The organism is Cupriavidus cauae (assembly GCF_008632125.1).
Lineage (GTDB): Bacteria > Pseudomonadota > Gammaproteobacteria > Burkholderiales > Burkholderiaceae > Cupriavidus > Cupriavidus cauae.
In genome coordinates, this window is record NZ_VWRN01000006.1 from 65,826 (window position 1) to 87,667 (window position 21,842).

21 protein-coding genes and 1 tRNA gene are annotated in these 21,842 nt (G+C 68.7%); 10 read left to right on the forward strand and 12 right to left on the reverse strand.

Annotated elements, in window-relative coordinates; all coding sequences use genetic code 11:
- The first annotated feature begins 157 nt into the window (after positions 1-157).
- The 6 genes from gcl (at position 158) to ypfJ (ending at position 7,967) form a co-directional block, all read left to right on the forward strand.
- Positions 158-1,948 (forward strand): glyoxylate carboligase, encoded by a 1,791-nt coding sequence (gcl, locus tag F1599_RS01780; RefSeq protein WP_150082014.1) that lies wholly within the window; start codon positions 158-160, stop codon positions 1,946-1,948.
- A gap of 95 nt (positions 1,949-2,043) precedes the next feature.
- A complete protein-coding gene (hyi, locus tag F1599_RS01785) occupies positions 2,044-2,826 on the forward strand; it encodes a hydroxypyruvate isomerase (protein WP_150082016.1) in 783 nt (260 codons plus the stop codon).
- A 69-nt stretch (positions 2,827-2,895) separates the two neighbouring features.
- Complete coding sequence (glxR, locus tag F1599_RS01790) at positions 2,896-3,810, forward strand: 2-hydroxy-3-oxopropionate reductase (protein WP_149317512.1); 915 nt, start codon at positions 2,896-2,898, stop codon at positions 3,808-3,810.
- A 119-nt stretch (positions 3,811-3,929) separates the two neighbouring features.
- Complete coding sequence (locus tag F1599_RS01795; RefSeq protein WP_150082018.1) at positions 3,930-5,240, forward strand: glycerate kinase type-2 family protein; 1,311 nt, start codon at positions 3,930-3,932, stop codon at positions 5,238-5,240.
- A gap of 158 nt (positions 5,241-5,398) precedes the next feature.
- The gene (gene pyk / locus F1599_RS01800; protein ID WP_150082020.1) at positions 5,399-6,868 is read left to right on the forward strand and encodes a pyruvate kinase; all 1,470 of its coding nucleotides are present in this window, start codon (positions 5,399-5,401) and stop codon (positions 6,866-6,868) included.
- A gap of 229 nt (positions 6,869-7,097) precedes the next feature.
- A complete protein-coding gene (ypfJ, locus tag F1599_RS01805; RefSeq protein WP_150082022.1) occupies positions 7,098-7,967 on the forward strand; it encodes a KPN_02809 family neutral zinc metallopeptidase in 870 nt (289 codons plus the stop codon).
- A gap of 202 nt (positions 7,968-8,169) precedes the next feature.
- Here ypfJ and F1599_RS01810 read toward each other — a convergent pair whose 3' ends face one another.
- The 4 genes from F1599_RS01810 to F1599_RS01825 all read right to left on the reverse strand — a co-directional run bounded on the left by F1599_RS01810 (position 8,170) and on the right by F1599_RS01825 (position 10,255).
- Positions 8,170-8,523, reverse strand: a complete 354-nt coding sequence (locus F1599_RS01810) for a hypothetical protein (protein WP_149317508.1) — start codon at positions 8,521-8,523, stop codon at positions 8,170-8,172.
- Positions 8,524-8,808: 285 nt separating this feature from the next.
- Complete coding sequence (gene rnk, locus F1599_RS01815; RefSeq protein ID WP_149317507.1) at positions 8,809-9,228, reverse strand: nucleoside diphosphate kinase regulator; 420 nt, start codon at positions 9,226-9,228, stop codon at positions 8,809-8,811.
- Positions 9,229-9,427: 199 nt separating this feature from the next.
- Entirely contained in the window at positions 9,428-9,679 is a 252-nt protein-coding gene (locus tag F1599_RS01820; protein ID WP_150082024.1) for a hypothetical protein, read from the reverse strand.
- Positions 9,680-9,811: 132 nt separating this feature from the next.
- Complete coding sequence (locus tag F1599_RS01825) at positions 9,812-10,255, reverse strand: Cd(II)/Pb(II)-responsive transcriptional regulator (protein WP_149317505.1); 444 nt, start codon at positions 10,253-10,255, stop codon at positions 9,812-9,814.
- Positions 10,256-10,564: 309 nt separating this feature from the next.
- On the opposite strand from F1599_RS01825, the gene F1599_RS01830 reads away from it, so the two are divergent.
- Complete coding sequence (locus F1599_RS01830; protein WP_223819425.1) at positions 10,565-11,026, forward strand: hypothetical protein; 462 nt, start codon at positions 10,565-10,567, stop codon at positions 11,024-11,026.
- Positions 11,027-11,129: 103 nt separating this feature from the next.
- Positions 11,130-12,008: a protease HtpX gene (gene htpX / locus F1599_RS01835; protein ID WP_149317504.1), complete on the forward strand. Its 879-nt coding sequence runs from the start codon at positions 11,130-11,132 to the stop codon at positions 12,006-12,008.
- Positions 12,009-12,042: 34 nt separating this feature from the next.
- Here the strand turns inward: htpX and F1599_RS01840 are convergent, their stop codons facing one another.
- The 6 genes from F1599_RS01840 to F1599_RS01865 all read right to left on the reverse strand — a co-directional run bounded on the left by F1599_RS01840 (position 12,043) and on the right by F1599_RS01865 (position 17,406).
- On the reverse strand, positions 12,043-13,119 hold the full coding sequence (locus F1599_RS01840) for a GlxA family transcriptional regulator (protein ID WP_150082058.1): 1,077 nt from the start codon (positions 13,117-13,119) through the stop codon (positions 12,043-12,045).
- A gap of 68 nt (positions 13,120-13,187) precedes the next feature.
- Positions 13,188-14,390, reverse strand: coding sequence for an MFS transporter (locus tag F1599_RS01845; protein WP_190286277.1), 1,203 nt, complete (start codon positions 14,388-14,390; stop codon positions 13,188-13,190).
- 315 nt (positions 14,391-14,705) lie between these two features.
- Positions 14,706-15,104, reverse strand: a complete 399-nt coding sequence (gene arfB, locus F1599_RS01850; protein WP_150082026.1) for an alternative ribosome rescue aminoacyl-tRNA hydrolase ArfB — start codon at positions 15,102-15,104, stop codon at positions 14,706-14,708.
- Between the two features lie 125 nt (positions 15,105-15,229).
- Complete coding sequence (locus F1599_RS01855; RefSeq protein WP_150082027.1) at positions 15,230-15,925, reverse strand: MOSC domain-containing protein; 696 nt, start codon at positions 15,923-15,925, stop codon at positions 15,230-15,232.
- A gap of 346 nt (positions 15,926-16,271) precedes the next feature.
- Positions 16,272-16,961 carry a helix-turn-helix transcriptional regulator gene (locus F1599_RS01860; protein WP_149317502.1) on the reverse strand — a complete coding sequence of 230 codons (690 nt, stop codon included), beginning with the start codon at positions 16,959-16,961 and terminating at the stop codon, positions 16,272-16,274.
- 70 nt (positions 16,962-17,031) lie between these two features.
- Positions 17,032-17,406: a VOC family protein gene (locus F1599_RS01865; protein ID WP_150082029.1), complete on the reverse strand. Its 375-nt coding sequence runs from the start codon at positions 17,404-17,406 to the stop codon at positions 17,032-17,034.
- A gap of 192 nt (positions 17,407-17,598) precedes the next feature.
- Between F1599_RS01865 and F1599_RS01870 the strand changes: the two genes are divergently transcribed.
- On the forward strand, positions 17,599-18,327 hold the full coding sequence (locus tag F1599_RS01870) for a class I SAM-dependent methyltransferase (protein WP_150082031.1): 729 nt from the start codon (positions 17,599-17,601) through the stop codon (positions 18,325-18,327).
- Between the two features lie 91 nt (positions 18,328-18,418).
- On the opposite strand, the gene F1599_RS01875 is transcribed toward F1599_RS01870, so the two are convergent.
- Positions 18,419-18,494 (reverse strand) — tRNA-Arg (locus F1599_RS01875).
- Between the two features lie 365 nt (positions 18,495-18,859).
- Here F1599_RS01875 and F1599_RS01880 point away from each other — a divergent pair.
- A complete protein-coding gene (locus F1599_RS01880) occupies positions 18,860-19,783 on the forward strand; it encodes a c-type cytochrome (RefSeq protein ID WP_149317500.1) in 924 nt (307 codons plus the stop codon).
- A gap of 206 nt (positions 19,784-19,989) precedes the next feature.
- Here F1599_RS01880 and hemN read toward each other — a convergent pair whose 3' ends face one another.
- Positions 19,990-21,597: an oxygen-independent coproporphyrinogen III oxidase gene (gene hemN, locus F1599_RS01885; RefSeq protein ID WP_150082033.1), complete on the reverse strand. Its 1,608-nt coding sequence runs from the start codon at positions 21,595-21,597 to the stop codon at positions 19,990-19,992.
- Positions 21,598-21,842: the final 245 nt, after the last annotated feature.

Here is a 21,842-nt window from a genome sequence, read left to right on the forward strand (position 1 = left end):
TGACGCCGGTGAAGGCAGACGGTGCGCCGGCGCACGCGCCATACGACATCATTCCAAACCTCAGGTATGGAATCAACTGATCTCTCTTCCCTTTATCGCAGCGCCAAGGCGGTAATAGCATCGACTCCAACGGATTGGATCACCCTTGGAGACAGACATGCCGAAGATGAGAGCAGTGGACGCGGCGGTAGCCGTGCTGGAAAAGGAAGGCATCACCGTGGCGTTCGGCGTACCCGGCGCCGCCATCAACCCGCTGTACTCGGCCCTGCGCAAGACGGGCTCGATCGACCACTACCTGGCCCGCCACGTCGAGGGCGCCTCGCACATGGCCGAGGGCTATACCCGCGCCGAGGCCGGCAATATCGGCGTCTGCATCGGCACCTCGGGCCCGGCCGGCACCGACATGATCACCGGGCTGTACTCGGCCTGGGCCGACTCGATTCCCATCCTCTGCATCACCGGCCAGGCGCCGCGCGCCCGCCTGTACAAGGAGGACTTCCAGGCCGTCGATATCGAATCGATCGCCAAGCCCGTGACCAAGTGGGCCGTGACCGTGCGCGAGCCGGCGCTGGTGCCGCAGGTCTTCCAGCAGGCCTTCCATCTGATGCGCTCGGGCCGTCCGGGTCCGGTGCTGATCGATCTGCCGTTCGACGTGCAGGTCGCCGAGATCGAATTCGATCCGGAAACGTACCAGCCGCTGCAGCCGTACAAGCCGGCCGCCTCGCGCGCGCAGATCGAGAAGGCGATCTCGATGCTGAACGCCTCGGCCAAGCCGCTGATCGTCTGCGGCGGCGGCGTGATCAATGCCGATGCCGCCGAACTGCTGGTCGAATTCGCCGAGCTGGTCAACGTGCCGGTGGTGCCCACGCTGATGGGCTGGGGCGTGCTGGCCGACGACCATCCGCTGCAGGCCGGCATGGTCGGGCTGCAGACCTCGCACCGCTACGGCAATGCGAACCTGCTGGCGTCGGACTTCGTGATGGGCATCGGCAACCGCTGGGCCAACCGCCACACCGGCAGCGTCGAGGTCTACACCAAGGGCCGCAAGTTCGTGCACGTCGATATCGAGCCGACGCAGATCGGCCGCGTGTTCGGTCCGGACCTGGGCATCGTCTCCGATGCCAAGCTGGCGCTCGAGCAGTTCGTCGAGGTCGCCCGCGAGATGAAGCAGGCCGGCCGGCTGCCGTGCCGCAAGGCCTGGGTCGCCGAGGTGCAGCAGCGCCGCCGCACCATGCACCGCAAGAGCGATTTCGACAACGTTCCGGTCAAGCCGCAGCGCGTCTATCGCGAGATGAACCAGTACTTCCCGCGCGACGTGCGCTACGTCAGCACGATCGGCCTGTCGCAGATCGCCGCGGCGCAGTTCCTGTCGGTCAACCAGCCCCGCCACTGGATCAACTGCGGCCAAGCCGGCCCGCTGGGCTGGACCATTCCGGCGGCAATCGGCGTCAAGGTGGCCTCGCCCGAATCGGACGTGGTCGCAATCTCGGGCGACTATGACTTCCAGTTCATGATCGAGGAGCTGGCGGTGGCGGCGCAGTTCAAGGTGCCGTACATCCACGTGCTGGTGAACAACTCCTATCTCGGCCTGATCCGCCAGGCGCAGCGCAATTTCGACATGGACTACTGCGTGCAGCTGGCCTTCGACAACATCAACGCGCCCGAGCTCCAGGGCTATGGCGTCGACCACGTCACGGTGGTCGAGGGCCTGGGCTGCAAGGCGATCCGCGTGTTCAAGCCCGAGGACATCGCGCCGGCCTTCGCCGAGGCGCGCGACCTGATGGCCGAATTCTCGGTGCCGGTGGTGGTCGAGGTGATCCTCGAGCGCGTGACCAATATCGCGATGGGCACCGAGATCGACAACATCAACGAGTTCGAGCCGATCGAGGACCGCGTCGACGAAGAGGCCGACACGGCGATCCTGAAGGAAGAAGCGGAAACGGCCTGACGCGCGCGCAGGCGGAGGCGGGCTTGTTCACACAGCCATGCTTCCGCCGCCCCGATGGCCACACCGACAACCCTACCCAGACTCTGGAGACATTCATGCCGAAACTGGCTGCCAATCTGACCATGCTGTTCAACGAGATCGGCTTCCTCGACCGCTTCGAAGCCGCCGCGCGCGCGGGCTTTCGCGGCGTCGAGTTCCTGTTCCCCTATGCGTTTCACGCCGACCAGATCGCCGATCGGCTCAACCGCTTCCAGCTCGACCTGGTGCTGCACAACCTGCCGGCCGGCAAGTGGGAAGCGGGCGAGCGCGGCATCGCCTGCCATCCGGATCGGGTCGGCGAATTCCAGGACGGCGTCGGCGACGCGATCCAGTACGCCAAGGTGCTGGGCGTGCAGCAGCTGAACTGCCTGGTCGGCATCCTGCCGCAGAACATCCGGCGCGAGCAGGCGCAGGAGACGCTGGTCGAGAACCTGCGCTTTGCCGCCCGCAAGCTCGCCGCCGAGAAGATCGACCTGCTGATCGAGCCGATCAATACCTTCGACATTCCGGGCTTCTTCCTGTCGCGCACCCAGCAGGCGCTGGATCTGATCGACCAGGTCGGCGAGCCCAACCTGTACGTGCAGTACGACATCTATCACATGCAGCGGATGGAAGGCGAAATCGCCGCGACGCTGAAGGCCAACCTGCCGCGCATCAAGCATGTACAGCTGGCCGACAACCCGGGCCGCAACGAGCCGGGCACCGGCGAGCTGAACTACGGCTTCCTGTTCTCCTGGCTCGACCAGATCGGCTACACCGGCTGGGTCGGCTGCGAATACAAGCCGCGCACGAGCACCGAGGCGGGCCTGGGCTGGCGCGCGCAGTTCGGCGTGCAGTGATCGCGCCGGACCGCAACGGCGACAGAACCAGAACAGATTTCATTCATCACCATTCCAAGGAGACTCACCATGGCAAACCAACGCAACGTCGGCTTCATCGGCCTGGGCATCATGGGCGCGCCGATGGCCGGCCACCTGCGCGCGGCCGGCCACACGCTGTTCGTCCATGACGTCAACCCGGCCCCGCAGGCCCTGGTCGACGCTGGCGTCACGGTCTGCACCAGCGCCGAGGAGGTCGCCAAGCGCGCCGACATCGTGATCATCATGGTGCCCGACACCCCGCACGTGGAAAGCGTGCTGTTCAGCGAGAAGGGCGTGGCCGCCGCGCTGAAGGCGGCCGGCAAGGAAGCCTCGCACAGCAAGATCGTGGTCGACATGAGCTCGATCTCGCCGATCGCCACCAAGGACTTCGCGGCGCGCATCAACAAGCTGGGCGCGGCCTATCTCGACGCGCCGGTGTCGGGCGGCGAAGTGGGCGCGAAGGCCGCCACGCTGACCATCATGGTCGGCGGCCCGGCCGAGGCCTTCGAGGAGGTCAAGCCGCTGTTCGAGCTGATGGGCAAGAACATCACGCTGGTCGGCGGCAACGGCGACGGCCAGACCACCAAGGTCGCCAACCAGATCATCGTCGCGCTGAACATCCAGGCCGTCGCCGAGGCGCTGCTGTTCGCCTCCAAGGCCGGCGCCGATCCGGCCAAGGTACGCCAGGCGCTGATGGGCGGCTTCGCGTCGTCGCGCATCCTGGAGGTGCACGGCGAACGCATGGTCAAGCGCACCTTCGATCCGGGCTTCCGCATCGAACTGCACCAGAAGGACCTGAACCTGGCACTGCAGGGCGCCAAGGCACTGGGCGTGGCGCTGCCCAACACCGCGACCGCGCAGGAGCTGTTCAACACCTGCGCCGCCAATGGCTTCGGCAAGCAGGATCACTCGGCGCTGTGCCGCGCGATCGAGCTGATGTCGAACCATACGATCGCGAAGTAAGCCGCGAAGCAAGTCGCAATGGCGCGTGCGAGCGATCCACGCGCCCGCCTCGTCCGCGCCGTGTTCGCCGGCGCGGACGCTCACCGCCACGCCATCCCGCCATCCCATCGCGCACCGCCATGCATTCCGATTCCCACGCCGCCCTGCTGACGCCGACGCGTCGCGACAGTCTTGCCGATCCGCGCGCGCTGCTGCGCGAGCTGTTCGACACCGCGGTCGCCGCGGTCAGTCCGGGCCAGTGCCTGCCGCCGCAACTGCCGGCTCCGCCGAAGGGCCGCACCGTAGTGATCGGCGCCGGCAAGGCCGCCGCGTCGATGGCGCAGGCGGTCGAGGCCAACTGGCAAGGGGAACTGTCCGGACTGGTGGTGACGCGCTACGGCCACGGCGCGCCGTGCTCGCGCATCGAGGTCGTCGAGGCGGCGCATCCGGTGCCCGATGCAGCCGGGCAGCAGGCCGCGCAGCGCATGGTCGAGATGGTCAAGGGACTGAGCGCCGACGACCTGGTGCTGTGCCTGATCTCGGGCGGCGGCTCGGCGCTGCTGGCCGCGCCCGCACCGGGGCTGACGCTGGCCGACAAGCAGGCCGTCAACAAGGCGCTGCTGCGCAGCGGCGCCAACATCGGCGAGATGAATTGCGTGCGCAAGCATCTGTCCGCGCTAAAGGGCGGCAGGCTCGCGCTGCAATGCGCGCCGGCGCGCGTCGAGACGCTGCTGATCTCCGACATCCCGGGCGACGATCCGACGCTGATCGCCAGCGGTCCGACCTTGCCCGACGCCACCACCTGCGCGGATGCGCTGGCGGTGATCGACAAATACGGCATCGAGGTTCCGGCGGCCGTGCGCGCGCATCTGCAGAGCGGTGCCGGTGAAACGCCCAAGCCCGGTGATCCACGCTTCGAGGGACATCGCAGCGTGACGCTGGCCACCGCGCAGCAGGCGCTGGAAGCCGCCGCCGCGCGCGCCCGCGCGCTCGGCATCGAGGCCCACATTCTTTCGGATTGCATCGAGGGCGAGGCGCGCGAGGTCGCGCTGGTGCACGCGGCGCTGGCACGCCAGGTCGCCCAGCGCGGCCAGCCGTGGCGCAAGCCCTGCGTGCTGCTGTCGGGCGGCGAGACCACGGTCACCGTGCGCGGCAACGGCCGCGGCGGACGCAACGCGGAATTCCTGCTGTCGCTCGCGGTGGCGCTCGACGGGCTGCCCGGCGTGCATGCGATCGCCGCCGACACCGACGGCATCGACGGCTCCGAAGACAACGCCGGCGCGCTGCTGTCGCCCGACACGCTGGCGCGCGCCGCCGCGCGCGGCGTGTCGGCACGCGCGCGCCTGGCCGACAACGACGGCTACGGCTTCTTCGCCGCGCTCGACGATATGATCGTCACCGGGCCGACGCGCACCAACGTCAACGACTTCCGCGCCATGCTGATTCTCTGACGATGGCGCTGCGTCGTCGTCACGCCTGTCGCCATCGGCAACGTGCACGACCGCAACCACGATCGCGACACGGAATCGCGCGCGGCACGGCAACGTGCCCCATCACAACCGCAATACCGCAACACCGCACCACTGCAAACACCGCAACAGGAGACACCATGAGACGCCAGCGCAAAGCCAAGATCGTTGCCACGCTGGGACCGGCGAGCACCGATATCGCGGTGATCCGGCAGCTGTTCGAGGCCGGCGCCGACGTGTTCCGGCTCAACTTCAGCCACGGCACCCACGAGGACCATCGGCAGCGCTATCAGGCCGTGCGCCAGGTCGAGGCCGAGACCGGCCGTCCGATCGCGGTGCTGGCCGATCTGCAGGGGCCGAAGCTGCGCATCGGCACCTTCGCGGTGGGCAAGGTCGCGGTCAAGGCCGGCGATCCCTTCGTGCTCGACAGCGATCCGACCCCGGGCGATGCGACCCGCGTGCATCTGCCCCATCCCGAGCTGTTCCGCGTCGCCGCGCCGGGGCAGTCGCTGCTGATCGACGACGGCAAGGTGCAGCTGCGGATCGAATCGGTGTCCGCGGGCAGCATCGTCACGCGCGTGGTCAATCACGGCACGCTGTCGGACCGCAAGGGTGTCAACGTGCCGGACGCGGTGATTCCGATTCCGGCGCTGACCGACAAGGACCGCCGCGATCTCGAGTTCGCGCTGTCGCTGGGCGCGGACTGGATCGCGCTGTCCTTCGTGCAGCGCCCGTCGGACATCGTCGAGGCGCGCGAGCTGATCGGCACGCGCGCCGGCGTGCTGTCGAAGATCGAGAAGCCGGCCGCGCTGCAGCAGCTCGACGAGATCGTGCGGGTGTCGGACGCGGTGATGGTCGCGCGCGGCGACCTCGGCGTGGAATTGCCGCCGGAGCGCGTACCCGGCGTACAGAAGCGCATCCTGCGCGTGTGCCGCCAGCTCGGCAAGCCGATCGTGATCGCCACGCAGATGCTCGAATCGATGATCGACTCGCCGGTGCCGACGCGCGCCGAGGCGTCGGACGTCGCGAGCGCGATCTACGACGGCGCCGACGCGGTGATGCTGTCGGCCGAATCGGCCAACGGCCGCCACCCGGTACCCGCGGTCGCGATGATGAACCGCATCATCACCGAGGTCGAACGCGACCCGCTCTATCGCAATCTGCTCGACGCCCAGCACGAGGCGCCGCTGTCGACGCGGCAGGATGCGATCTGCGCGGCGCTGCGCGAGGTCACGCAGATCATCGGGGCGGCGGCGACGGTGACCTATACCTCGTCGGGCGCGACCGCGCTGCGCGCCGCGCGCGAGCGGCCGTGCGCGCCGATCGTCAGCATCACGCCGCATGTCGAGATCGCGCGGCGGCTGGCGCTGGCCTGGGGCGTGCATTCGACGGTCAGTCCGGACGTGCAGAGCGTCGACGAGATGGTCGACGCGGCGACGCGCGCCGCGCTCGCCGAAGGCTATGCCGAGCCCGGCGATCAGATCACCATCGCGGCGGGCATGCCGTTCGGCCAGGGCGGCACGACCAACCTGCTGCGGGTCGCCGAGGTCGGCGGCACGAAGGTGCCGGCCGCCGCGGCGCTCGAAGCTTCGAACGCCGTGCCCGCTTGAAGCCAGGTGCTCTGGCCAGCCTGAGCTGGTGCGCGCCGCCCGCGCAAGCCGGGACCTTCCCGCGTGCGTCGGAGCGCCCACCCCCAAGCCCGGGCTCCCTGCCCGCCTGAAGCCGGCGGGCTTCCCCGCAAACCCGCGCCAGTGCCGCCATTGCTATACTTGGCGGCACTTCGCGGCCGGGCGCCTGTGCCCTCTTCCGTGGCCGCGTACCTGAACCAGCGGAGCCACCATGCGCCTTGACGACGAAGCCGAAAGCCAACATGTGGAAGACCGGCGAGGCGGCAGAGGCTTCGGTGCCGGTGGCAAGACCATCGGCATCGGCACGATCCTGGTCGCGCTCGCCGCCTCCTACTTCTTCGGCATCGATCCCACCGTGATCATGCAGGGCGCCTCGGTGCTGCAGCAGTCCGAGGCCCCGCAGCAGCAGGCCACCCAGGGCCCGCCCGCCACCGATCCCATGTCCGTGTTCGTGCGCAAGGTGCTCGGCAGCACCGAGCGAACCTGGTCACGCCTGTTCGAAACCGAGCTGAACCGGCGTTACGAGCCGCCGACGCTGGTGCTGTTTACCGGCGCCACGCAGACCGCCTGCGGCATGGGCCAGTCCGCGATGGGACCGTTCTATTGCCCCGCCGACCAGAAGGTCTATATCGACCTGGCGTTCTATGACGAGCTGCGCAAGCGCTTCGGCGCGGCCGGCGACTTCGCCCAGGCCTATGTGATCGCGCACGAGGTCGGCCACCATGTGCAGCACCTGCTCGGCGTGGCCGACAAGGTCGACAGCGCGCGTCGCCGCATGGGCGAGGCGCAGGCCAACCAGCTGTCGGTGCGGATGGAGCTGCAGGCCGATTGCCTGGCCGGCGTCTGGGCCGCGGCCGCGCAACGCGCCAATCAGCAGCTGCTCGAACCCGGGGATATCGAAGAAGGACTGCAGGCCGCCGCCGCGATCGGCGACGACCGTCTGCAGCGCCAGTCGCAAGGCTATGTCGTGCCCGAAGCCTTCACGCACGGCACCAGCGAGCAGCGGGTCCGCTGGCTGCGGCGCGGGCTCGAGTCGGCCGATATCGGCCGCTGCGACGCCTTCGCGGCGCGCCAGCTCTAAAGCCGGCGCGCGCGGCAGACAAGGAACTGCGCGGACCTGCGGAATAAAAAACACCCACCCGGAGAGAGAGAGAAGGAGGAAAGGAGGTCAACCGGGCAGGTGGGAGATAAACCGATTAGCCGGTGTGGCCGGCGCGCTTGCGTGGCGGTGGCCTGAGACAGGCCACCGGGGACGCGGCGCCGGCCCGGCATTCAGACGCAAGTCAGACGCGATAGCCGTACAGCGAGCCGTCGCCGCTGCGGGCGTTGTCCAGCGAGCTGGCGGCAATCTCGCCGCTCGGCGCACGGGCGCCTTCGCTGAAGCTGTCGAACTGGCCCTGGCGGGTGCCTTCGCTGTAGGGATCGAACTGCCCCTGGCGAGCGCCTTCGCTGAAGGTATCGAACTTGCCCTGGCGGGCGCCGTCGGTGAAGGTGTTGAACTTGCCGGCGCGTAGCGCATCGGCATAGACGTCGAACTTGCCGACCTTGCTCGAGGTGGCGGGCGCGGCCACGGCGACCGCCGAGGTCGCGGCCACGATGACGGCCAACGCGCCGCCGATGATACGGCTGGTGATCATTTGGGACTCCTTCAACTGAGCTTTATTTATGTGTCAGCTACCTGCTGCCCCTGAGCGATCTATGTCGCCATGTGAGCACGGGTTGAAGGTTAGTCCCTGGCCTTGCGGCCACAAATGGGGCTGCGACGAATGGTGAGTTGCGCGCCGTGAAACGACAAGGTGGCGGAACCAGCGGCGCCCCGCGCGAAGCGCCGCGGCCGGGCCGCCGGCCCTTTCCAGCGTGAACTACAGCGTGAACTACAACGTGAACGGCAGCCTGAACTACAGCGTGAACGGCAGCCTGAACTACAGCGTGAACTGGCCGTTGGCCTCGGGCTGATAGGACAGCTCCAGCACCGTCACCCGCTGCTCGCGGCCGTCCGGCAGCCGGTAGCTGACCGTCTCGCCCGCGCGGGCGCCAAGCAGCGCCTGGCCGACCGGCGAGAACACCGAGATCCGGCCCGCCTCGAAATCGGCGCTGTCCGGGTACACCAGCGTCCACTCGCGCGGCGCCGGGTCGCCCTCCAGCGCGCAGCGCACCGACGAATTCATCGTCACCACGTCCTGCGGAATCGCGTCGGGCGGCACGATCGCGGCGCGGGCCAGCAGGTCGTCCAGCATCTCGGCGATGCCGTTGGCAGGGGCCCGGCTGGCGATGCGCTCCAGTCGGGTCACGTCGAGTTCGGTCAGATACAGCGTGGGCTGCAGCGAAGCGGATGCGGTCATGGCGGCTCCTGTATGGCTTGCGCGCGCTTGGGCGCGCTGGTCTTGCTTGTCTGTTGGATTCGGCCGGATCGGCGTCCGCGAGGTGACGGGGCGGTGGCGCCCGGCGTGCGGCTACTCCGAGCGGCGCGCGTGGCGGGAAAACGATCCGGAAAAGGAGGCTCGGGCCCGGTTCGGCTGGCCCGGCGCGACTGCGGTGCGGCTAGGCTGGGAACCGGGCGGGATCAAGCGGGGTGGAGATTCGGCGCGTGATCCGGCGGGAAGGGACGGCGGCCAGGCCGGCCGCCATGCGCGGTGCGCGCATGCGGGCCGCGTTCGCGATCTGCCGCGCCACGCGCGCGCCAGCCAGCCGGGCAAGGCGGCGGGCCTGGGCGAACGAGACGAAGCGGCGAGCGAACATCGGCAAAGGGTTCGGTTGAGGATTTGGCCCCGGCGGTCCGGTGGCCAGGTCCATGAGGCCAAACGTCGGAATCCGGAAACGGAAAGCGAGGCCTCAAAAAAAAAGCGGGCGCGACGAATCGCGTGACCGGTTATCGGGATGCTAGCACAGCACCGGCAAAGCGGCGTGGCCCCGGGCCGCCACGGCTCAGTGCGGATGGCCCGCTTCGGTGCGGTGGCACTCGCACGGTCCGCCGCCGGCCGCCTGCTGCAGGTTCTGCAGGATGCCGCATTCGCTGGCGCGGTGGCCCTCGTCGCATGTGTGCCGCAGCGCCCGCAGCTGGCTCTCCAGCGCCTCCAGCGCAAGGCGCTGCGCGTGGATCTGCTCTATCTGCCGGTCCAGCAGCGAATTGATGCCGTCGCAGGCCGCGCTCGGATCGCGCGCGAAATCGCGCAGCCGGCGCACATCGGAAAGGCTCATGCCCAGCGAGCGGCAATGGCGCACGAAGTTCAGCTGCACGAGATGGGCGTCGCCGTAGCGGCGATAGCCGTTGTCCTCGCGCTGGGGCGCATCGAGCAGGCCCTCCCGCTCGTAATAGCGGATGGTCTCCGCGTCGCAGCCCGACTGGCGGGCGAGTTCTCCGATTCTCATGACACTCACCTTGTAGCGATTACAGGGTTTTCAAGGGGCAGTGTAGTCCAGCCCGGAGCGGCTTGCCGGTAACCGCTTCCTCGGATGCCGGAGGGACCTCCGGCTCCCCGGTCTTGCCGAGGGCGCCGGCTCCGGTCTTCCGCCGCGCTGGCTCCGGTCTTCCCGAGGCGCCGGCTCCGGTCTTCCCCAGGGCGCACAAATCGAGCGATCTCCCATCGCGAATGGCGCGTTCGCATCTCAGGTAGAATCGCCGCAACCGGGTGCGGCCAGCGTACCCGCCCGGCACTTTTCCATACCCCACTGAATCTCGTGCTGCGCCCCGCCACCTTCGTGCGATCGCTGCAGCGGCTGCTCCGGCTGTCGCTGCTGCCGCTGCTGCTCGCCCTGCTGCCGCTGCATGGCTGGGCAGGCGCCGGCATGCCCGCGGGCGGCACGGCGGTGCATGGGATCGAATCCGTCGAGGTCGCCGAAGTCATCGAGGTCATTGGTGCCTTCGACGCGGTCTTGGCCAGCGGCACCAGTGCCGCCAGTGCCGCCGATGTGCTCGGCCCCCTCTGCGATCCGGCTCCGGACTCCAGCGCGCCAGGCCCCGCCCCGTTTGCCGACGCCGGCGAAGCCGCGCCGTCGGGCGCCGACCTGGCTGAACAGCTGCTGCTCCCCTCGGCGCCCGCGATGACGGACGCCGGCGGCCGCACCGGCCCGCCTGCCTACGCCGCGCTACGGCTGCCCGAACCCGACCTGCCCCTGCTGCCGCGCCCGCCGCGCGGCTGATCCCCGGCCGTCCGCGCCGATTCCGAACCCGAAGCCCCGTGACCGCTCACGGGCCTTCGCCATGCGGCCCTGTCCGCGCCTTTTCCCTGTTGACTGAACCAAGATGAAACGCGTCCTGCTTTTCCTGGCGACCAACCTCGCCGTCATGATCGTGCTGAGCATCACCGCGAGCCTGCTCGGGGTGAATCGCTTCCTGACCGCCAACGGCCTGAACCTCGGCACGCTGCTCGCCTTCGCCGCGCTGATGGGCTTCGGCGGTGCCTTCATTTCGCTGCTGATGTCCAAGACCATCGCCAAATGGTCCACCGGCGCGCAGGTCATCACCCATCCGAGCACCAGCACCGAGCTGTGGCTGATGCAGACCGTCGAGAAGCTGGCGCAGCGCGCCGGCCTGCCGATGCCCGAGGTCGCCATCTACGAGGGCGAACCCAATGCCTTCGCCACCGGCGCGACCAAGAAGAGCTCGCTGGTCGCGGTGTCGACCGGCCTGCTGCAGAGCATGTCGCGCGACGAGGTCGAGGCCGTGCTGGCGCACGAGGTCGCGCACGTGGCCAATGGCGACATGGTGACGCTGACGCTGATCCAGGGCGTGGTGAACACGTTCGTGATCTTCCTCGCCCGCATCGTCGGCTACTTCGTCGACTCGATGCTGCGCCGTAACGACGAGGAGTCGAGCGGCCCCGGCATCGGCTACATGGTCACGGTGATCGTCTGCGAAATCGTGTTCGGCATCCTCGCCAGCATCATCGTTGCGGCCTTCTCGCGCCATCGCGAGTTCCGCGCCGACGCCGGCGCCGCCCGCCTGATGGGCACGCCGTCGCCGATGGTGGCCGCGCTGCGCCGCCTGGGCGGCATGGAAGCCGACGGCCTGCCGCAGAACATGCAGGCGATGGGCATCTCGGGCGGCAAGTCGTGGCTCGCGCTGTTCTCCAGCCACCCGCCGATCGAGGCCCGCATCGCGGCGCTGCAGGGCACGCGCTGAAGTCGAACCGCGGGGACCGCGGGACGCCCGTCGCTCAGGCGGCGGCGTTCACCGGTTCCCGCTGTGACGCTGGCGTCCGAGATTGCGCCTGCGTTTGCGTCCCCTGCGCCCGGAACGCGGCGCGATAGCGTTCCGGCGTGGTGCGCAGATGGCGCAGGAAGGCCTGCCGCATGCCGTCGGCGCTGCCGAATCCCGCCATGCGCGCCACCGTCTCGAGCCGGCGCTCGCTCTGCTCGAGCATCCGCCGCGCCGCCTCGACCCGCTGCGTCTCGACATAGCGGGCGGGCGTCTGCCCCACCTGCTTGGCAAATACCCGCGCGAAATTGCGCGGGCTCATCGCCACGCGCTCGGCCAGCGCACCGACCGACAGGTCCGCGTCGAGATGGTCGGCGATCCATCCCTGCAAATCCCTCAGCTCCGGACTCTGCGCCGCCTGGGCCTGCAGCGCGCTGGAGAACTGCGCCTGGCTGCCCGGCCGCCGCAGGAACAGCACCAGCTCGCGCGCCACCGCCAGCGAGGTGGCGTGGCCCAGATCGTCCTCGACCAGCGCCAGCGACAGGTCCATGCCGGCGGTGACGCCGGCCGACGTGTACAGGCGCCCCGCCTGGATCCAGATCGGATCGGCATCGACCGTCACGCGCGGATGCCGCCGCGCCAGCTTCTCCGCGTGGCGCCAGTGCGTGGTGGCGCGCTGCGTATCGAGCAGCCCGGTGCGCGCCAGCACGAAGGCGCCGGTGCAGACCGCGCCCAGCCGCCGCACGCGCGGCGCCATCTCGCGCAGCCAGTGGATCAGCGCGGCGTTGTCGGCGGCCGCCGCATGGCCGGAGCCGCCCGCCAGCAACAGCGTGTCGATCGGACCGGGCAACGTCTCGGCGATGCGGTGGAACGGCGCGTCGGCGAGCAGCCGGATGCCGCTCTCGGTCCGGATCACCGCATCGTCGCTGACGCTGGCGATGCGGATCTGATAGGCCGGATTGGGCCGTCCCGACAGGCGGTTGGCCTGCCCGAACACTGCCGTTGGACCGGTCACGTCGAGTTCCTGGGCCGGATCCGGCGCGACGATCAGCACCACGCGCGGCGTGTCGGGGACGGAATGCAGATGGCTGGGCATGGACGTGGGCTTAGGCATGTCGGGCAAGGTTCTCGCCAGCGCGAGCGTGAAGGCCGGGATGCGGCCGATCATACCGGCGCCAGCGCCCGGCTGCGCCGCTGCCAGCCCAGCGTGATCAGCAGCGCCACGGCGAGCGCCGGCAGGGCCGCCAGGTTCACCGCATCCCAGCCGTAGTGGTGCAGGATCTGGCCGGCCGCCAGCGTGGCCACCGCCGTCAGCACCGCGGTCGAGAACTCCGCCACCGCCTGCGTCCGCGCGCGCTCCGCATCGCGATAGCTACTGGTCAGCAACGTCGTGCCGCCGACGAACATGAAATTCCAGCCGACGCCCAGGCAAAGCAGCGCGACGTAGAACGCGGGCAGCGAGGTCGAGGCCAGCGCGATCACGCTGGACAGCCCCGACAGCCCGATCCCGGCCATCAGCATCGCCGGATTGCCGAAGCGCTGCAGCAGCCAGCCCGACACGAAGGACGGCGCATACATGCCGACCAGATGCCATTCGATGATCTGCGCTCCCTGCGCGATCGTGTGGTTGCAGGCCACCGCGGCGATCGGCGTGGCCGTCATCACGAACATCATCACCGCGTTGCCGATGCCGTTGTTGGCGAAGGCCGCCAGGAACACCGGCTGGCGCACGATCTCGCCCAGCGGACGCGCCGGCAATTGCGACTCGGGGTTGCTGCCGGCCGGCGGCGGAGGCGGCTCGCGATAGGCAAACGCCAGCAGCAGCACCGTCGCCACGCCGAACGCCGCGACCACGGCGTAGGAACCGGCGAATGGCAGCGGACTCATCAGGTCGGTGGACCAGGCGGCGATGGCCGGACCGCAGACCGCGGCGACCACGCCGCCGGTCAGCACGGCGGAGATCGCGCGCGGCTTGTCGGCAACCGGCGCGGCATCGGCGGCGGCCAGCCGATAGAAGCGGGCAAAGGCCTGGAATACGCCGACCAGCGCGGTGCCGGCGCAGAAGGCCAGGAAATCGTGATGGGCGATGGCCCAGACCGAGATCAGCCCGCCCGCGGTGCAGGCGATGCCGCCCAGGCAGAAGGCCAGCCGCCGCCCCAGCCGCTCGATCAGAAAGGCCGCGGCGATCGCGGTCACCGCCGAGGCCACCGTGATCAGCGCGAAGGGCACGGTGGCCAGCGCCTTGTCGGGCGCCAGCGTGTAGCCGACCAGGCCGGTCAGCGTCAGGTCGACGGACAGTGCGGAGGTGAACAGCGCCTGGCAGATCGCCAGCACGCGGGCATGGGTCATCGGGGACATCGGCTTCATCGGGACTTTCCTCGGGATTCCCCGGCCATTCGCAGGGATGCCGTCGAGCTTAAAAGTCCTGCGGCCTGGCCTTCGGACAACGATCCGTGGATTTCTGCCAAAGGGCTGGGTAGGTGCGAAGGCCGAGGGCGAAGAGCCGAGGGGCGGACGAAGGGCCGAAGGGGCGACGGCGAAGGGCCGAGGGCGCGAGGAGCGACGCGGTGAGGGAGAAGCGCCGAAAGCCCGAGGGGTGAGGGGTGAGGGACGAGGGCCGCGGGTGCGAGGGGCGAGAGGTGAGGCGGCGAAAGAGCGGGGAGTGAGAAACGTGCCGCCGCCCTACTCCGCCACCCGCCCGCGCAAGGCCTTGATCTGGCTGCGCTGGGTCTTGCCCTCCAGCCGCCGCAGCTTCGACGCGAACGTCGGCCGCGTCGGACGCCGTACCGCCGGCGGCACGGCGACGCTGTCGACCAGCTCATGCAGCCGCCGCACCGCTTCATCGCGATTGAGTTCGAGGCTGCGATGCTGCTGCGCCTTGATCACGATCACGCCGTCGCGGGTGATGCGGTGGTCGTGCAACTGCAGCAGGCGCTGCTTGTGGTCCTCGGCCAGCGAGGACGCGCGGATATCGAAGCGCAGATGCACCGCGTTCGACACCTTGTTGATGTTCTGCCCGCCCGCCCCCTGGGCGCGGATCGCGGTGATCTGGTACTCGTGGTGGGGGATGACGGCGGGCATGGTCGATCAATAAGGGCAACGCGGCAATGGGGCAATGACGGCGTGACGGCGCGCTTCAAGGTCAGGCCGGCGCGCATTGGGCAAAGTTCCGGCCAGGACGGTGGCTGGCCTTGGCAGTGAGCCCGCTACCCCCGCATCCTTGCGGTCCAGTCCTCGACCGCGCCGCTCTGGCGCCGGCGCTCGAACAGCCGCCGCCACGAATCGACCAGCGGCAACGCCAGCACCGCGTCGAGCAGCGCGGGATCGGTCTCGCGGTCGCGTACCAGGCCGGCCAGGCGCGCCACCGACCAGTCGGCGTGCGGCCGCTCCAGCAGCACCGCGGCGTCGCCGGCCTGCAACTTGCCCGGTTCCAGCACGCGGAAATACCAGCCGATCCGCAGGCTCTGCTGCACCAGCGCCGACATGTCGTCGCGGCCGAACCGCACGTTCAGCTTCCAGCACGGTTGCCGCGGCTGCGATACCTGCAGAGTCACCGAGCCGATCCGCCAGACGTCGCCGAGGCAGACGTCATGCTCGTCGCCGCCCGCCCAGCTCAGGTTCTCGCCGAACGCGCCGGCGCGCTCCAGCACCGGCAAGGGTCCGATGTCGTGCCGCCAGTTCGCGTAGTGTTGCCACGGATAGCAATGGACCGCCTTCTCCGGCCCGCCGTGGATGCGGCGGTCGCCCTGCTCGTCGCCGTGCAGTCCAAGCGTATGCACCGCGACGGGTGCGCCGACGGGATGCTTGTCGATCGCGCTCTGCTTGCCGGTCTTGGCTGGCATGCCGTAGGGCTTGGCGGTGCCGGTCAATACCTCGCGGATCGTGACCTGGGACGGGCTCACGGCGGACTCTCCTTGACGGTGATGGGTAGGGATCGACGCCGGTGGCGCACCGGCAGGCATCGAGCCGGCAAGTGTAGCGCCGAACACAGCAACGCTGCGCGGGCGTTGGGCGTATGTGAATACAGGCGCCAGTGGCAGCGGCACTGCCCGAGCGTGCGCCCGCCGCAGTAGCCAGATGCCTTGACCGCCTTAAGGAAGCCGTTCAGCGAACGGTCGGGGGTCTCGTGGAAAACGCTGCCAGGCTCAGCGTGCTGCTCAGTAGCCGGTCGCCTTCACTGCCTTCAGGAAACCGTTTAACGAACGGTCGGGGGGCTCGTGGAAAACGTTGCCAGGCTCAGCGTGCTGCTCAGTAGCCGGTCGCCTTCACTGCCTTCAGGAAGCCGTTTAACGAACGGTCTGGCGTCTCGTGGAAATGGTCGTCGAGCATCCGGATCGCCCGGCAGCGATCCAGCCGGAAGCTGCGATAGTCCTCGCGCGCGGTGCACCAAGCCGCCAGCAGCCAGACATTGCCCCAGAAGAACAGGCCGAGCGGCTGCACCACGCGTTCCGTGAGTCGCTGCTGTGCGTCGCAGTAATCGAGCCGCAGCAGCCGCTGCTCGCCCATGGCGCCGTGGACGACGTCGAAGGCCTCGCGGACCTTGCTGTCGTGCATATAGGCCGGCGCGAAGACCCGGCTCTGCTGCGCCGACAGCCGGCGCGTCGGCGGTAGCGCCGCCACCAGCTTCTCCAGCGCCGGATCGGCCGCGGCGGCGAGCGCACCACCGCCCCAGGCCTTCAGCATCCGCAGGCCGGCCACCAGCGCCTCGACCTCGATGCCGGAGAACATCAACGGCGGCACGTCGAAGTCCGCCCGCAGCCGATAGCCGATCCCGGCCTCGCCCTCGACCGGCACGCCCGATATCGACAGCGCTTGGATGTCGCGATAGACGGTCCGCTCGGACACGCCGAGCCGCTGCGCCAGCAGCGCCGCCGTGGTCAGGCGGCGGCCGCGCAGGACCTGAACGATCTGGAACAGTCGGTCGGCGCGGCGGCTCATTGGCGTGAGTCAGTGAGTGAGGCAGGGAATCAGTCAGGCGGTTCGGGCGAGTCAGGCCAGGGTCACACGGTCAGCGGTTGGCTGGCACGGGCTCGTGCAGGCCGATCTTGTTGCCTTCGCTGTCGATGATATGGGCGATCCGGCCGATCTCGTCCGGCAGCTCCATCGGCCCGAACACCGTCTTGCCACCGGCAGCGGCCACCCGGCCCAGCAGCTCATTGAGCGCTGGCGTATGCAGATAAGGCAGGCTGCCCTCGGTACTCGGCCGAAAACCCTCGCCGGCCACCAGCGCACCACCCGAATGGGAATGCGGAAAGATTGCCATATCGATCTCGCTCATCGTCTCGCGGCGCAGCTGCGTCTCGAATACCCGCTCGTAGAACTGCACGGCCCGGCCCATGTCGACGACGGGAATTTCCAGCCAGTTGATCAGAACGTTTTGCATGATGCCACCTCGGTGGTCGTTGAAGGAGACCGCAGTTTGCGAGGGGGCTGCTGACAGCGTGGTGTCAGGAGGGATGGTGGCGGTGGGTATCCGACGGATACGCGAGAAGCGAGAAGCGGGAGGCGGGGGCGGGGGCGGGGGGCATCGATCGCACTAAACTGGCACGACCGCGACGACATTCTGGTTTTCATCATGGCGCAGAACATCTACGACAACCCGGATTTCTTTCATGGCTACAGCCAGTTACCTCGCCAGGTGCATGGCCTTGACGGCGCTCCCGAGTGGCCGGCCATCCGGGCGATGCTCCCCGGTCTGGCAGGGAAGCGTGTCGTCGACCTCGGTTGTGGTTTCGGGTGGGCATCGAGATGGATGCGCGGGCAAGGCGCCGCATCGGTTCTTGGACTGGATATTTCCGAGAACATGCTGGCGCGGGCAAAAGCGGACACCACCGATCCCAACATCGAATATCGGATCGCGGATATCGAGACCGTCGAATTGCCAGAGGCGGCTTTTGATTTCGCCTACAGCGCGCTGACGTTTCACTATGTCGAGGACTTCGAGCGGCTGGCCCGGATAATTTATCGCGCCCTCGCGCCAGGCGGATGCATGGTGTTCACCATCGAACATCCGGTTTTCATGGCCGCCTCCAATCCACACTGGATGGTCGATGAGCAGGGTCGCAAGACGTGGCCGGTCAATCGTTATTCGGTCGAGGGCGAACGACGGACCGACTGGTTCGCGAAAGGCGTGTTGAAGTACCACAGGACGATCGGCACCACGCTCAATACGCTGATACGTGCAGGGTTCACGATCCGGGCCGTTGAGGAATTTGCACCGTCGCCCGAGCAAATCGAATCGAATCCCGGCCTGGAAGAAGAAATGGAACGGCCGATGATGCTTTTGGTCGCCGTAGCGCGATAGACGATCGCGCGTCGGTGCAATCCAGGTGCAGTGCAAGTGCATTGCGCCTCAAGGGCAGGACGGAGAAAAAGCGGAAAACCGTTGTGGGACTTGGCGCGCCCGGCTGGGATCGAACCAGCAACCCCTGCCTTCGGAGGGCAGTACTCTATCCATTGAGCTACGGGCGCACGAGATGCGGCGGGAGCCGCGCGGGTCGACTGCGGCGAATGCCGCCGTCGGAAAGTCGCATAGGATACCGCGTTTGCCGTAGCGCGTCCATGCCGGCGCACGTTTTCCCCGGGCCTACGGGTTTCGTCCGAGGCGCTTTTCGCGCCATCGGGAGGGGCTTTACGGCTATAATCGCCCGTTATTTGCGCAAAAGCGGGGCTGCGTCTCGTCCACACGGACGGCGCGCCAGGCGGCATGGGGTGTGGCTGTCAGGCTCGGCAGACTCGGATGCGCGGAGGGGGCGGCAGTCAGGCCCAAGACACGGACCAACGAAAGGCCGCCAAGCGGAGCGGTCACGGGTTTCCTGCAAAATCGAGAGTTCAGCATGAGCGACGTCCATAACGAACACGAGTCTCCCATCAAGACCCCGAAGCAGCTGATCGCTGTGGTGATTGCCGCCTTCGTGGTGCCGATCACCGTGATCATCCTGCTGGTCAGCTTCGTCGGCTACGGTGGCCCGGAAGGCGCCGGCTCCACCGATACGGCGGAAGCGGTGGTTGACCGCATCAAGCCGGTTGCCTCGCTCGAGCTGCGCGATCCCAATGCCCCGCGCGTCTTCAAGACCGGCGAACAGGTCTATACCGCCGTCTGCGCGGCCTGCCACGCCACTGGCGCGGCCGGTGCACCGAAGTTCGGCGCGGCCGGCGACTGGAGCGCCCGCCTCGGCCAAGGCTACGACGGCCTGATGAAATCGGTGATTGCCGGCAAGGGCGCGATGCCGCCGCGTGCCGGCACCTCGCCGGACGACTTCGCCGACTACGAGTTGGCCCGCGCGATGGTGCATCTGGTCAACTCGGCCGGCGGCAAGCTGCAGGAGCCCGCCGCGCCGGCACCGGCCGCTGCGACCACCGCTGCCGCTTCGGAACCTGCCGCCCCGGCGGCTGATGCTGCTGCGGCCGCTCCCGCTGCTGCGGCTCCTGCCGCCGCTGCCCCGGCGGCACCGGCCGCGCCGGCTCCGGCAGCCGCCGCACCGGCACAGACCACGGCTGCGGCCCCCGCCGCCGCTTCGGCCGAGGTGGGCAAGCGCGTCTACGACCAGGTCTGCGCCGCCTGCCACGCCGCCGGCGTCGCCGGTGCACCGAAGGTCGGCGACAAGGCCGCCTGGGCCCCGCGCATCAAGGAAGGCATGGACGCGGTCCACAACTTCGCGCTGAAGGGCAAGGGCGTGATGCCGCCGAAGGGTGGCTACGCCGGCCCCGACGCCGACGTGATTGCCGCGGCGGACTACATGGTCAACGCGTCGAAATAAGCCCGGGGGCGCCGCGCGGCGCTCGCCTCGGCAGGACAAAAAAGCCAGCGGGATCTCGCTGGCTTTTTTTACGTCCGGAGTTCGTCGCGTTAGACCACGCGCGAGTACCCGGGCGGTCGGCACCGTCCCGGAGCGCGATGTCGGCGGCTTCCGCAGCAGCGGGTGCGCCACCGGCTTTGGCGATTTACGTCCGGCGTTCGGCTTCGCTACACCACGCGCGAGTACCGGGCGATGGGCGCCGCGCCGGAGCGGGATGTCGACGGCATCCGCTGCAGCGGGCGCGCCATCGCCCTTTCCGAATCGGGATCGGTATTGGAACCCGAAAGCGGATTCGACAAGGAGTCCGAACCCGGCCGCTCCGCGATCACCCGGTCGTCCCGCAGATAGCGATCGAACACCATCGCCACGCGCCGCACCAGCAGGCGGCCCAGCGGCGTCACCTCGATCCGCGCGTCGGACAGCCGTACCAGCCCCTGCGCGGCCAGCGACGTAAGTTCCGCCCGCTCGGCGGCAAACTCGGCGTCGAAGTCGATGCCGTGCCGGCGCGCGACCTCGGCAGTATCCAGTTCGCCATCGCACATCAGCGCACCGATGATGTCCTTGCGCACCCGGTCGTCGGCGTCGCAGACATGGCCGCGCAGCACCGGCAGCCTGCCGGCATCGAGCGCGCCGTAGTACGCGTCCAGCGTGCGGGCGTTCTGCACGTAACGGCCGGCGACCGCGCCGATCGCCGAGATGCCAAAGCCGAGCTGGTCATGGCCGGCATGGGTCGCATAGCCCTGGAAGTTGCGCTGCAGCCGTCCCTCACGCTGGGCGCGGGCGAGCGCGTCGTCGGGCCGCGCGAAGTGATCCATGCCGATATGGACATAGCCGGCCGCGGTCAGCCGCTCGATGGCCGAGACCAGGATGTCCAGCTTTTCGCCGGCCGACGGCATCGCGGCCTCGTCGATGCGACGCTGCGGCTTGAAGACGTGCGGCAGATGCGCGTAGCTGTACAGCGACAGGCGGTCGGGCCGCATTTCCAGCACCCGCTCGATGGTGGCGCCGAAGCGGGCCGCCGTCTGGTGCGGCAGGCCGTAGATCAGGTCCATGCTGATCGACAGGAAGCCGAGCCGTCGGGAGGCGGCGACCACGCGGCGCGTGTCCTGCACCGGCTGCACGCGATGGATCGCGGCCTGGACCTCGGGATCGAAGTCCTGCACGCCTAGGCTGACGCGGTTGAAGCCGAGTTCGGCGAGCAGCGTCATCCCTTCGTCGTCGACGCGGCGCGGATCGATCTCGATCGAGTGCTCGCCGTCCGGCCGCAGATCGAAGTGCCGATGCAGCGCCGCCATGACCTGCCGCATTTCCCCGGGGTCGAGGAAGGTCGGCGTACCGCCGCCCCAGTGCGATTGCACGACGGCCCGGCGCTCGTCCAACCGGGCCGCCACCAGCGCCATCTCGCGCGCCAGGTAGCGAACGTAGCGCGCGCTGCGGCCGTGGTCGCGCGTGATGATCTTGTTGCAGCCGCAGTAGTAGCAGATGTTCTCGCAGAAGGGGATATGCAGATAGAGCGACAGCGGCGCGGCGGCGCCCCCTGCCCGGCAGTCGTCCAGCGCGGACAGATACCCCTCGTCGCCGAACCCCGCATCGAAGCGGTCGGCGGTCGGATACGAGGTGTAGCGCGGTCCGTTCACGTCGATGCGTTCCGCAAGCGCGCGGAAATCGGCGAGATCGCCGCGGCGGATGGCGGCATGCTGAGCGGCTGGGGAAGCGGCTTCGGCAGGGACTTCGGGAACGGCTTCGGAAGCGAAATGCGGAACGGTCGTTGCCATCGGCGGCCTTCTGAGGAATCCGCTTCGATGCTAGCCAGACCAGCGTGCGCAGGACTTGATCGACATCAAGGGCCGGCGATTCGGCTGTTCTCTCGGCGCTTCGGCGCCACGCGCCTGCGCCCTCAAAGTCCGATCGGCAATCCGCCACCGTAGCAGCCGGATGTTGCAGGCCCTGGCTGCCTTGTATCGACGCCGATACGAAGGGACGGGCGTACCCGGCGCTGCGCCTCAGCCCCTCAGCCCCC